The organism is Thalassolituus oleivorans MIL-1 (genome assembly GCF_000355675.1).
Lineage (GTDB): Bacteria > Pseudomonadota > Gammaproteobacteria > Pseudomonadales > Oceanobacteraceae > Thalassolituus > Thalassolituus oleivorans.
In genome coordinates this window covers 958,044-970,333 of sequence record NC_020888.1, presented here as the reverse complement: position 1 = coordinate 970,333, position 12,290 = coordinate 958,044, and the positions used below count along the sequence as shown (strand labels likewise).

Annotated in this window: 11 protein-coding genes; 3 read left to right on the top strand and 8 right to left on the bottom strand. The window is 45.1% G+C overall.

All coding sequences use genetic code 11. The features are described 5' to 3' along the window. Positions 1–40: 40 nt before the first annotated feature. The 3 genes from TOL_RS04380 to TOL_RS04370 all read left to right on the top strand — a co-directional run bounded on the left by TOL_RS04380 (position 41) and on the right by TOL_RS04370 (position 2,408). Positions 41–706: a hypothetical protein gene (locus TOL_RS04380; RefSeq protein ID WP_015486080.1), complete on the top strand. Its 666-nt coding sequence runs from the start codon at positions 41–43 to the stop codon at positions 704–706. Between the two features lie 16 nt (positions 707–722). Further along, positions 723–1,682: an alpha/beta fold hydrolase gene (locus TOL_RS04375; RefSeq protein WP_015486079.1), complete on the top strand. Its 960-nt coding sequence runs from the start codon at positions 723–725 to the stop codon at positions 1,680–1,682. 243 nt (positions 1,683–1,925) lie between these two features. Next, positions 1,926–2,408 (top strand): DUF4442 domain-containing protein, encoded by a 483-nt coding sequence (locus TOL_RS04370; protein ID WP_015486077.1) that lies wholly within the window; start codon positions 1,926–1,928, stop codon positions 2,406–2,408. Positions 2,409–2,490: 82 nt separating this feature from the next. On the opposite strand, the gene TOL_RS04365 is transcribed toward TOL_RS04370, so the two are convergent. From TOL_RS04365 to TOL_RS04330, 8 genes are all read right to left on the bottom strand, one after another. After that, positions 2,491–3,789, bottom strand: a complete 1,299-nt coding sequence (locus TOL_RS04365; protein ID WP_015486076.1) for a tetratricopeptide repeat protein — start codon at positions 3,787–3,789, stop codon at positions 2,491–2,493. 12 nt (positions 3,790–3,801) lie between these two features. Then, on the bottom strand, positions 3,802–4,446 hold the full coding sequence (locus TOL_RS04360) for an energy transducer TonB (RefSeq protein WP_015486075.1): 645 nt from the start codon (positions 4,444–4,446) through the stop codon (positions 3,802–3,804). A gap of 2 nt (positions 4,447–4,448) precedes the next feature. Next, complete coding sequence (locus TOL_RS04355) at positions 4,449–4,859, bottom strand: ExbD/TolR family protein (protein WP_015486074.1); 411 nt, start codon at positions 4,857–4,859, stop codon at positions 4,449–4,451. Between the two features lie 15 nt (positions 4,860–4,874). After that, positions 4,875–5,396: a MotA/TolQ/ExbB proton channel family protein gene (locus TOL_RS04350; RefSeq protein WP_015486073.1), complete on the bottom strand. Its 522-nt coding sequence runs from the start codon at positions 5,394–5,396 to the stop codon at positions 4,875–4,877. A 5-nt stretch (positions 5,397–5,401) separates the two neighbouring features. Then, complete coding sequence (locus tag TOL_RS04345) at positions 5,402–6,778, bottom strand: MotA/TolQ/ExbB proton channel family protein (protein ID WP_015486072.1); 1,377 nt, start codon at positions 6,776–6,778, stop codon at positions 5,402–5,404. Continuing rightward, positions 6,778–7,566, bottom strand: a complete 789-nt coding sequence (locus TOL_RS04340; RefSeq protein ID WP_015486071.1) for a DUF3450 domain-containing protein — start codon at positions 7,564–7,566, stop codon at positions 6,778–6,780. The genes TOL_RS04345 and TOL_RS04340 overlap by 1 nt, the downstream gene beginning before the upstream one ends. A gap of 229 nt (positions 7,567–7,795) precedes the next feature. Beyond that, entirely contained in the window at positions 7,796–9,178 is a 1,383-nt protein-coding gene (locus TOL_RS04335; protein ID WP_015486070.1) for a hypothetical protein, read from the bottom strand. Positions 9,179–9,261: 83 nt separating this feature from the next. Further along, positions 9,262–12,228 carry a TonB-dependent receptor gene (locus tag TOL_RS04330; RefSeq protein WP_231848009.1) on the bottom strand — a complete coding sequence of 989 codons (2,967 nt, stop codon included), beginning with the start codon at positions 12,226–12,228 and terminating at the stop codon, positions 9,262–9,264. Positions 12,229–12,290: the final 62 nt, after the last annotated feature.

Sequence of the window (12,290 nt, the reverse complement as noted above, 5' to 3'; positions counted from 1 at the left end):
AGTAGGCATATTACACTGAGTAAGCCCATCAGGAGCCGCAATGGCCACCTTCGTTTTAAGTATTCTCATTATTGCCGTTATTATCGGCCTGCTAGTGCTACCAATGGTAGTCGACCGAGGTCGCAGAGGTGGAAAGTTACGCATTCTCGCTCATCAACAAGGCTATCGCTACGAACCCTACGTCGCCGCCGATCGTCATATCCGCAGCGCTGATTTTTTAATTTTAACCTGCAGTCAGTATCGTCATTGTCCGCACTTTATTGAAGGTACGTTAACAACCGACCATGACACTAAAAAAATTACTGCATTCGACTGCACCGTCATTGCCGCTAGCCAAACCTACACGCAAACATTGATTATTATGGAATGTCCACTCGCATTCCGCGGTCGTATCGCCTTGAGCTACAAGCGCTGGTTAGCCCTCGATACCTTCACTGATCAGCTCAAAGCACCGTTAAAACTCCATGATCGCGACGATAAGCCGAGTCAACTAGCCTCTTGGTCTATTCAATCTGAACCTGTGCATCATATGAAGCAATGGTTATCTTATAAGGCCATAGAGTGGCTTTTGGCACATCCGCACCTTCACATTGAATGGTCAGATGGCATGCTGCTGGCCTGCCAACCGGGGGCCTTACTGGATGCCGATGATCTACTTGGCGCTATTCAGCAAGTAAATGAACTCTCTGCAGCACTGACACAATAATAAACCGAGGACTGACATGAAACGCTTTAATCTCGCTCAATCACTATTTGGCTGCGCCATTTTTTCTGCCGTATTAACCACTGGGTGCACCAATGGCCAACAAGACGCTTTATATTCTAAAGTCATTGATATGGGCCGCGGAGCCGTTCATCTAGAAGTCGAAAAAACACATACGGTAGATGTCGACATGACCTACCTTGAACGCAAAGGTAGCGGGCCTGCGGTTATGTTGGTGCATGGATTTTCAGCCAATAAAGATGCTTGGTTAAAATTCGCGATGGAATTACCCGATGATTATCACCTAATCATTCCAGACTTAGCTGGACATGGTGATACTCCCGCTCCAACAAGTGGTAATTACGATTTAGAGTTACAGGCACAACGCCTACACGCGCTGGTCACTCACTTGGGTCTAAACCAATTCCATATCGCTGGAAATTCTATGGGCGGTGCTATTAGCGCTATTTATGCGGTCGATCACCCAGAGCAAATTTTGAGCCTGACACTAATGGATTCCGCAGGTATCGATGGTGAAAACAAAAGCGAATACTACGAAGCACTGGAGCGAGGCACCAATCCGTTAATCGCAACAGATGAAGAAAGTTTTGAGAAGCGCATGCAAATGGTTATGGAAGTTCAGCCATTTTTGCCATGGCCTCTACGTCCAGCCCTTGCGCGGGAAACAATCAATCGTGCTGAAATTAACCAAGAGATTTTTACCGATTTACTCGCGACGCGTACCCGTATGAATGAGAGTAACTTCCCCGAAACCTTAGCCGCAAAAGCCACTATGCCAGCGCTCATTATGTGGGGAGAAAAAGATCGCATACTTGATGTATCGGCTGTTCCAGTATTCAAACAATACCTACCGCAGGCGCAAGTTTCACTATTTCCCAACGTTGGTCACGCCCCTATGTTAGAAATACCGGAAGAAAGTGCTCACGTCTTATCCGAGTTTATCGCCTCTACCAAATAATATGAGATTAGGTTTGGCCTCTATGACAGAGGCCAACATCCCCCTCTATTTGCTACCATGGCCCCACCTGAATGACTGGTATCAACGGCTAGGCTTTATGCCAATAGCGGATACTGATCTACCCTATACTTTAAGAAAAATCGTGCTGCAAAGTCGGCGCCGTCATAAAGGCTTAACGGCCATGTACATACAACCTTCTGCGCGCTAGCCTATGGCCCAATACAACCTATAAACGAGTAATCTATGAACCGTCTCAGTAAAGTCATGCGCCAAATTGAACGTCTACCTAGCGGCCTGCAGCCCACCGTTCGTTCATTTATTTTAGGAAAAATTATTCGATTTGCAGGTACTGCATCGTGTCGAGTAGAAACACTGCGCCCAGAAACCTGTGTTATTCGCTTAAAAAATCGTCGTAAAGTGCAAAACCATATCGGTAGCGTTCATGCTGCAGCAATGGCGTTATTAGCTGAATCTGCGACTGGCTTTATGACAGGTATGACCGTTCCCGATGACCGCATCTTGGTGATTCGCAGTATGGAACTGACTTATTTAAAGCGCGCATCAGGCGATATGACCGCCGTTGCTAGTTTTAGTGAGGAACAGCTCGAATACGTACGCAATACACCCAAAGGCGATATTACCGTTCCTGTGGTGATTACCGATGAAACGGGAACGGAAACCGTAAAAGCGGAAATGATTTGGGCATGGACGCCAAAGAAAAAATAGCTCTAAAATCAATATCGCTAAAATAAAAACACCCCGCTGTACAAATACAGACGGGGTAAAAATATTATCTTAGAGCGTAAAATTAAAGCTCTGAAGACGCCATATATTCTAAGCGTTTACGTTCGCTGTCGATGTAATCTTCCCACTGACGAGCGGCGGCACTGGCCTCAGGATACTCAGCCGCATCGGCAAACACAGCCGCAGCATGATCCAACTCGTTCAAGTTATACAAGGCTAAGCCCTTAAGAATAAGTGCTTGAGACGGTGCGTTTAACCCGCCTAACTTAATTGCTTTATCTACATTATTTAATGCTAATTCCCATTCTTGACGCTCGGTATGAATTTGCGCAAGTTTGTAGTAATCCTTACCACTTTGCGATTTTTCCGCAGCCTTACCCATAATTTCAATGGCTTTGTCGTATTCTTTGGCCAACATCCAAGCATCGCCTAATAAAGATAAATTGCGCGCGGATAATTCTATCACGCCCTCATCCATCCCTGCTTTAATGACCATCGCTGCCTTAAAAGGCACATCCTGACCTAATAAAGCTTGGGCTAAATTAATACGCTCATTTTCCCGCGTCAGTAGCTTTTGATCGTAGGCCGTTTCGAGCGCGGATAATTCCTTTTTAGGCTGCCCCAACTCGCTGTACACCGCCGCTAGTTGCACCCAATAATCACCTTTAGGATACAAAGCAACTAGGTCTTGTAAACAACGCGCTAAACCTTTGAAATCTTTGTTTTGATACAGTGCTGCGCGCTCTAACAAAAACCAATTTTCTGGTGGGTTGCCTTGTTCCTTTTTCATGGCAATCGCTTTTTCTACGTCAGGCAATGCTGCCGCATATTTTTCCAACTGAAAATTCATCTGCGCGCGCAAAATAAAGGCTTCGCTGCCGGGTTCAGCCACCATGGCAAACCATTTATTCAGAGCTGAAATCGCTTTCTCGTACTTCTCTCCCATTAAATACAGCTTAGCCAAGCTGTATTGAGTGGTTTGCTCCAAACTCTCAGGAATATTATTGACCGCTAATACTTGTTCGTATGCTTGCGCCGCTTTATCCAATTGCTCTTGGTTAAAATACACGTAAGCATACATGTTGTAAGTCATTGCCTGCTCGTAAGAGTTACGCTTACGTTTTTCTAGAGCCGCCAAAGCATTGAGAGCTTCCGTTGGCCTACCTTCATCAGCATGAACTCGTGCAGCTTCCAATTTTTCATAAATCTCAGGACGTAAGGTCTGAGTTCTACGCACTCGCTTAGAAGGCGCTTCACTGGAACTTCCTTCTGCTGCTTGCGCAACCGAGATAATCGGTGTTACAGCAATAGTGGCGGCCATAACCATGCTCAATAATAAGCAAGTTAACGTTAATTTTTTCATAGCATTAGCCCTCTATCGGCTTTTATCCAACTCAAAACGGATGATGTTTCGTACACCAGGTACTTCTACCGGCGTACCATTCACCATTTTCGGCTTGTACTTGAATTTACTGGCGGCATTAATAGCTGCGCTATCGAATACGCTTGGGGGATCCGATTCAATCACTGTAGGATTAATCACAGTCCCTAAGGTCGATACCGTAAACTCAACGACCACATACCCTTCAATGCCACGCTGGGCCGCACGACGAGGATACGTCGGCGCAACCTTAACAATCGGTAAATACTCGCCGTCGCCTGTTCCACCTGTTAATCCAGCATCAACGGTTAAATTGTTCGCCATCTGAAACCCACCCATATCCATACTGGACGTATCTGCCTGCGACATTTCTGGCTTCGGCATATCGGGTTTCGGTGGTTCTTTTTGCGCTACTGGCGGCTTTTTCGGTGCGCGCTCTTTGGTCTGCACATCATCATCAGGCTTATCCATCACAAAGCTTTGAATACGACCAAAATCTTGTTCGTTTAATACCGAACCTCCGGTACTAATCAAACTTTGCATCATCCAAAACACCGCAAAGGTGGCAACAACGGCCACCACCAGTGCAATAGCGAAACGCAATACGGTTGCAGGCATCGTAGAGATTGCTGCAGACATAATCAGCGCTCCTCTGTAGCCAAGGATACGTCGTAAACGCCCGCTTGACGTGCCGCATCCATAACCGCAACAAGAGTCTTGGTCGTGGCCTCTTCATCCGCTTGGATGACCACAGTTCCTTGAGGATTTTCCGCGTGCATACGCTCGATGTTGGCGCGTACCTGACTCGCATCAACGCGACGCTTATTGATCCAAATTTCATTCATATCGTTAATGCCGATCAAAATATTGGCACGCGGCTTAGATTGCGCTGTGCTTGCATCTGGGCGATTAACTTCGATACCGGATTCTTTAACGAACGATGCCGTTACGATAAAGAAAATAAGCATAATAAAAACCACGTCGAGCATTGGCGTGATATCGATCTCGCCTTCTTCTGCTGCGGGGGTCAAGTTTGAGAAACTACGTTTCATAGCAAAAAGTCTCTGTTAATGGTCGAAGGTCAATTGGTCTTCGAGCCTAATTTTTTCGCGTTTGATATAACGATCAAGCAGCGACTGAGCAAATACACCAGTAAGTGCGCCAACCATCCCAGCCATCGTTGGGATAGTTGCCTTCGAAATCCCCGAAGCCATCGCTTTAGGGCTGCCATTACCGATAAAAGCCATCACATCAAATACTTCAATCATGCCGGTTACCGTACCGAGCAAACCAAATAAAGGCGCCAAACCTATGAGCATTTTAATGGTGCTCATATTTGCTTGCAGGCCGATATTTAAGCCAGTAATTAAATCGTGACGAATTTGATGAGCTGCCCAAGATGTGCGTTCTTTACGTGCTTCCCACTCTTGCTTAGCTGCTGCTAACGCAGCACGGTGAGAGAAAATAAAGTAACCAGCACGCTCTAGGACCATCAACCACAAGATCAGGATTAATCCGAAGATGGCGTAGAGGACGTCGCCTCCACGCTCCATAAACAGATAAACCGGTTCGTAAAATTCACCGAACATAATGGTTACGCCGCTTTAGCTGATGACTGAGTCTGTTCTGATTGACGTGCCAAAATCCCAGTGGCGCGCTCTTCCAGAATCATCATTAATTCACGGCTACGGTTATTCGTTAAAGTGTGTAAGAACACACACGGAATCGCCGCAACTAGACCGAGAACAGTGGTCACTAAGGCTTGAGAAATACCACCCGCCATTAATTTAGGATCACCAGTGCCGAATAATGACATGGTTTCGAATACGTCGATCATACCGGTGACAGTACCCAATAGACCCAACAGCGGTGCAACAACAGAGATAATTTTAATCCAACCAATAGCGCGAGTTAGGCGCGGAATTTCAGCTGCAATGGCTTCTCCCAAATGCAATTCTAATGTTTCGGTATCGGCTTTATTATTGGCATTAAATACTGCCATAACACGACCCAGCGCATTATTTTCGTTTGCACTTTCGTTATTCATTTGTGCACGAATGCGCATCGCTTCAAGGTTAAGAACAATCATGCGCCAGATAGCTAAAGCAATACCGATAGCGCCTAAAACAATAATGATGTAACCAACCACACCACCTTGATCCACACGATCTCCAAGCTCTGGCGATTGACCCATAATTTTTAATAGCTGACCGCGTGATGGATCAATCCAAAAGCCAGTCATAGCCGAGCCAGTAGCCGCTTCTAATTCAGCCGCAGGGTCGGTGTAACGGCTACCCGGTTGCTTATCAAGCTCAACCAAGCGACCCGTTTCTAGATCCCAGTTTAAATACTTACCGCCAGACACGGCATTAAAGCCGCCAATGCGAACTACTGGACGTGCAACGGTTTCACCTGAAGGCAATACAACTTCGGCATTGTACTTAGAGATACGACCGCTATACGTTGCTTCACGCTGCATTTCGAACCAAAGCTTTTCTAGTTCTTCGATCGACGGCAACTTAGAAGTAGATCCCGCCGTTTGAATAAGGTCGGTTAAAAATGCTTCGCGACCAGGTAATTCAGAGCTAACCACAGAACCTTCAAAAACAGCTTTAGTATCGCCAGCCACTTGTTGCAGAACGCCGAACAACTCTTTCAAGCTACCCATACGGTTAGTTAAACGCTCTTGAGCATCCGCGATCTTGGTTTCTTGATCGCGAAACTGACCTTCCTTAGTCGCACTTAAATTTTCAAGGCGAGTACGCTCTGCTTTGGCATCAGCCAGCATTTTTTCTTGCTGTGCACGCGACTGATTAAATTCATTTAAACGCGCTTTAAAGGCTTTATCGTCACGTGCCTGCCCTTGTTCAACTAGGTTCAACAAAGAATCAACGCCTACAGGCTCAGCATTAACTGAAGGAGCTAAGCTAAGAGCTAAAGTTGCAGCTAGAAATAAGTTAGATAATTTCATTAGTAGGCCTCCTGTGGGGCGGCAACCGGTACTTTAATAAGATCTGGAGCGGCTTGTTCACGAGCAATACGAATACCCGCAATTAATTTACTTTTATAAGCCGCATCCATTGGCTCCCAAGCATTGCTAGCGGTATTCCACATACCTAATTCTTGGCCATCCAATGACTGATACATTAAGGCAATACGTCCAACACGAAGGAAATCCACTTCGCGTTCAGTACCGTTATTCGCTAGGCTGCCACGATAGGATTCAATCGTGCGACCGTAGTCAACTTCAGCTTGGTAAGCTTCCATTACCTTGCGATATTTCTCGGCAACGGTAACGTCAGAACGGCCCATTAAATCTTTTAATTTGGCGACACGCTTCGATCTTTCTTCTTTCAAGAAAGGCACATCAGCGGCAACAAATTGATCAATGGCGTCAATCATACGCAGCATTAGTGGCGTAATCTGGCGCTCAACCAAGGTCACTTGCTCAATACTTTCCTCGATATTACCCAGTTCTCGCTGCTGGGCATTTAACTGACGATCAAGCTGCGAAACGTATACGTTTAAACCTTCAATTTCTTTGGCGATGGCACGATATTCACGCTCGGCTTCACGCGTAGTGCTATCAATTGAATCTATTTTTTGCTGCGATTTCTGCGCGTTAGCAACGCGCTCTACGCCTTCGTTAAGGGCTTTATCGACTGTGTTTGCAGCGTATGCAGCAGAGCTGCCGATTACAGCGCTTGCACTGAGCAACGCAGTAACTAGAAGAGTTTTGGATCGCATTGGCTTGGCCATGATGGTTACCTATGGTGACGTCGGCCTACGCTAGAGCGGAGGCAACTACTTAAAAATTCTGAGACACCATACCTGCGTTTGATGACAGTTCTATTACATGACAAAACGACTTCATTTTTATGACAGGACTTTCTACGACAGCCAATAAATATGCGGCTTAGAGACTAATTAGAAGAAAAAATAAACAAAAAAAACGGCGCCCTTAGGCGCCGTATTTTTCATACAAGTATCACAGAGCAGGGTTGACCGAAGTAGCACCATCCAAAGAATTCGGAATGGTCCAACCAGACCACCAAGCAGTGGTTGCTGCTGGATCAACTGCACCAATGTAAGTAGTAGGATCGAACGCAAAGCTAGAACCATTATTAACTGCCGTTACATCTGCAGTAATACCGCTATCTACAGCTTCAGAGTTAGTAACAGCCCAGTTAGCATTAAACGCCATTGAACCAGTAGTAATTGTAGTGATTGAACCCGATGCTGGAGCATCATTCTTCAGAGCAGTTTCATCACATAACACGTCCTGAACACTAACATCCGTTGCTTGAGAATCTTTAACTTCCAAACAACCTGAAGTGAAACCGGTAACGGCCACTTTCGCCAATTCAGTTGTTACTTTACCGCGTAGTTTGATACCTGGCTGGCCGTCATTGATATCCCCACCAACAAGAGTCACGTTAGCAATCACAGCGTGAGTATCCGATGTCTCTTTAGGAATATCACTATTACCTTCAATACCACGCGGGTCGTTTGAACCACTTGGAGTCGCAGCAGTAGTCTGATCCTTCACAACTAAAGCGTATTGAATGTTACCCATGTAACCTTCATCGAAGTCGATATCGTCATCATCATTGTTAGTTAACACTAAATGAGTTGCGTTAACCGTACCACCGAACCACTCGATACCATCATCTAAGTTATTGTGAACTTGAACGTAATCAACAACAGTACCGTGACCTACACCCTGCAGGGTTAGACCGTTAATTTCGTTGTTTGGACCAGCAACACGACCTGCTTCTGCTATACGAACATACTTGATAACACCACTGTTATCGGCATTGTCGTTACCGCCGAACTTACCAATACCGTCACCACCTTCACCGTCGATGTTACAAACATCACCACACACACCAGTGTCGCCTTGGCCATACTGTGGAGCGAAACCTTGAATAACAACGCCACCCCATTCACCAAGACCATCAAAGTCTTCATCTTGATATGAGCTGAACGTAATAGGGTCAGCCGCTGTACCTTCTGCCATCAGCTTAGAACCACGAGTCACTAATAGCACGCCAGTATTCAAAGATTTGATGTGAACACCAGGCTCAACAGTCATAGTTACGCCTGCAGCTTTAGCAGCTGTAATGGCAGCAGCGTCTGCTAATTCTACGTTGCCAGCACCGATTGTAACAAAACCATCCAAACGCCACTCTTTGTCAGCAGTCAACGTGATGTCTTCTAAAATTTGACCAGAGATAGTACAAACATTATCTGCACAGCTTACACCCGCGATATCGTCAATACTTTTAGAGCTGCTATCGCTATCACCACCACAACCCACTAAGGTTGCAGTTAAGATTGATAATGCGAGGTAATTCTTTTCCAATTTCATGTTTTTCCCCTTTGGGTTTATTTCATAAGCCGACGCTAATAATAGGTCGGCTTTATTACATAAAAGTTACATTTAAAAATTATTTAGAACAGATACTCGACACTTGCACTAATATCCGTTCCTTCGAAATAGCGTTCGATTTCTGTGTCATCACGGGTATAACGAGTAACTGCATCAGTTATATTTCCCGCTTTTGCTTTTACAGTTAAATTGTCATTCGCTTCGTACTGATAGACTAAATCAACTACGACACGACCTTCTTCCATTTCTGGAGATAAACTGCGAGAAGCTTTAAAAATACGATCCCCCGCATAATTAACTAATAACGTTAAATTTTGACCAGTCGACAGGTGGTCAAAACCAAACTGTAAGTTAGCCAAATATTCAGACTGGCCTTGTAATCGACGACTGTCTTTACCTTCGAAACGAGCAGTGTCTTCACTTAGATTAACTTCTGCGTCAACCCAAGATATATTCCCTGAAATAAAGCTCGACCAATAGTCGCTATCGACAATCATTTTACGGAAGTCTATTTCTAGACCCTGAACACTAGCAGAATCTTCATTACGGAAAGTAGAACCGTCGGCAGCAGATCCCGAACCGTCAGGGATACTGCGTTCAATTGGATCTGTAATATCCTTAGAAAAAACAGCGAACGATAGATTTTCTTCTTCGGAGAAATAGTATTCCGCTCGCAAATCTAAATTGGAAATTTTAGACACTTGTAAATTCGGATTACCAAATATTTGCTCGTCCGTTTCAGGATCGTATTGCACTGATTGTGAACGTTCAGTAATGCCTGGGCGAGATAATGTTTGACTAACACCAATACGAACTTGCATATCTTCAGAAACAATAAAGTTCGCAGATGCCATTGGTAAAATTTCATCAGATTTCAAGTTATTATCAAGAGTCGTGCTGTTTGGATAACTCAATACTTGCTCTGAACTCTCCATGCGCGCGCCTGCTAGTAACTGCACGCTAGTCAAATCAATACCTGCAGAACCATAAAAAGCGAATATATCATCAGTCGCTTCATAACTATCCGTAGCTGCTGTACGAGTTTGTATCAGCAAATTACCCGCAGAAAAACTATCATCATTCACAATACTTTCAATGGATTGAGTCATGTCCAACGTGGAACTCGATGGCTTATCAATACCAATACGTGCTACTTCAACCGTACGTTCTTTGGTAGATATCATCGCACCAGCTTTCAACGTTAAACCGGTCTCACCTGAAATCATTGTGTCGAACGTGTAATCTCCACCAATTTCAAGAGAATCTTCGGTTAATTCAGAAAAGCGCCGTTCAATTGTTGAAGGGATTAGAACGCCATTAATATATGAATAGGTTCGACGATCTGGTTCATCCCGTTTAGTTTGTCCATAATTCATACGCCAATCTAATTCATGCTCACCAAAATAATGTTCACCAGCAAAATGTTGTGCCAAAAATTGACGTTCGACCCATTGCAAAGTCGCCTGATCAGTCTGCTGATCATTGTTAGAGTCGTACTCTGACGATGTACGAGTAGTATTGTCGCTTTTACGCAACAGCATGGTTTTACTGGTTACAAGCATTGCTTCATCTTCATAACCAGCAACAAAATAACCTGTTGTATCGACTTTACGTTTTGAACGTTCATAAGTGCCGGTCACGCCTAAATCATCAGTACGACCATCATGACGAGCTTCCCATTTATCCTTATATTGCATAGCACCATAGAAGCCAAAACCAGAATCTTTTACATCACCAAAAGAATAAGAAATTGCTTTCTCTGGCTTAGCTTGAATTTGATCGACATTATAAATATGGTCAAAAGACTGTCCTAAAGAAGCTCCTTCGGCAGGTGTAACACAACCCGAAAAATTACAATAATTCAATGAATCTTGGCCGCTATTAGTCGCACTATCGACGATGCTTGGTAATTCACGCGTACCGTCATCCAAACCTAAATAATCAGTCGAACCGCCTTCATAACCATTAACATCACTAAAGGTCGTGCGCGAATTCATACCTATTGTGGCGCTTAACTTACTAGTCGGACCATCAGGCAAATCTTTTGTGGTCATCATTATCACACCGCCGGTGGTATCTCCCGGCATGTCTGGTGTGAATGACTTTTGAATATTAATTCCACCCAGAACGCTGGAAGGAAACAAATCTAGTGGGACATCGCGACGCATCGGATCTGTACTTGGCATCAACCCGCCATTTAATGTTGATGAAATATAGCGTCCTTGTAGCCCACGAACGACCGCAAATTGCCCACCAACCAATGACACACCTGCTACACGCTTTAACGCAGAAGCCGCTGAGGAATCGCCAAAACGAGCCATTTGCTCAGACCCAATAGAATCTAATACCGCAGAGGAATCACGCTCTTGGGCGGTCGCAGTAGAAGGAATATACGAACCAACCGCGACGACTTCCTCAATTACACCATTGCCAGACAAGCTCATGGTCATGTTGACGCCAGTCGTGACTCCGCTCATCACGCGTAGACCGCTAACATCGCGCTTGCCGTAATTCGGATGAGCAATCGTTAATGCATATTCACCACGAGGAAGTTCAAACGCGAACTCACCGTTGTCGTCGGTCATTACCGCTTGATCCGTGCCTTCAATGGCAATACGCGCGCCGCTCACTGGGCCACCGGTTTCATCAGACATCAAAGCACCAGCGATCTGGCCGACGGCCATCGCATCAACCTGACCAGGTAAATATACTTTGACCTCTGGCATGGCTTCGCCACCGACGATGTCGACTTGAACTTCAGCATTTTCTTCGCTGCTGGCCGTGTCGAAATTAAATTCGCCCAACCATTCTCCAAATTGAGACAGCTCTACTTGATGAGCACCGGCAGGAATGTCGAATGTCGCGAAACCAGCACTATTCACTAGTTGCTTCTGACCATTTACGCTAACGGCAATATCGCGCATAGCGTTGCCGTCTTCCGTTACATAAAAGACGGCTTCGCCTGCCATAAGATTTGAAGCCAGCAAAGACGACGCTGCAGTTAGCAGCACTCGAGTTGGTTTCATCATGTCCCCCAGAGGATGTAAATTAAAACGCACACTGCAATCAGACGATCACAGCCAAAAGATGA

Bases quoted from the DNA above. Each gene is read 5' to 3' on its own strand.
- TOL_RS04330 (WP_231848009.1), bottom strand. From the start codon at position 12,228: ATGATGAAACCAACTCGAGTGCTGCTAACTGCAGCGTCGTCTTTGCTG.
- TOL_RS04370 (WP_015486077.1), top strand. From the start codon at position 1,926: ATGAACCGTCTCAGTAAAGTCATGCGCCAAATTGAACGTCTACCTAGC.
- TOL_RS04375 (WP_015486079.1), top strand. From the start codon at position 723: ATGAAACGCTTTAATCTCGCTCAATCACTATTTGGCTGCGCCATTTTT.
- TOL_RS04365 (WP_015486076.1), bottom strand. From the start codon at position 3,789: ATGAAAAAATTAACGTTAACTTGCTTATTATTGAGCATGGTTATGGCC.
- TOL_RS04360 (WP_015486075.1), bottom strand. From the start codon at position 4,446: ATGTCTGCAGCAATCTCTACGATGCCTGCAACCGTATTGCGTTTCGCT.
- TOL_RS04380 (WP_015486080.1), top strand. From the start codon at position 41: ATGGCCACCTTCGTTTTAAGTATTCTCATTATTGCCGTTATTATCGGC.
- TOL_RS04345 (WP_015486072.1), bottom strand. From the start codon at position 6,778: ATGAAATTATCTAACTTATTTCTAGCTGCAACTTTAGCTCTTAGCTTA.
- TOL_RS04350 (WP_015486073.1), bottom strand. From the start codon at position 5,396: ATGTTCGGTGAATTTTACGAACCGGTTTATCTGTTTATGGAGCGTGGA.
- TOL_RS04340 (WP_015486071.1), bottom strand. From the start codon at position 7,566: ATGGCCAAGCCAATGCGATCCAAAACTCTTCTAGTTACTGCGTTGCTC.
- TOL_RS04335 (WP_015486070.1), bottom strand. From the start codon at position 9,178: ATGAAATTGGAAAAGAATTACCTCGCATTATCAATCTTAACTGCAACC.
- TOL_RS04355 (WP_015486074.1), bottom strand. From the start codon at position 4,859: ATGAAACGTAGTTTCTCAAACTTGACCCCCGCAGCAGAAGAAGGCGAG.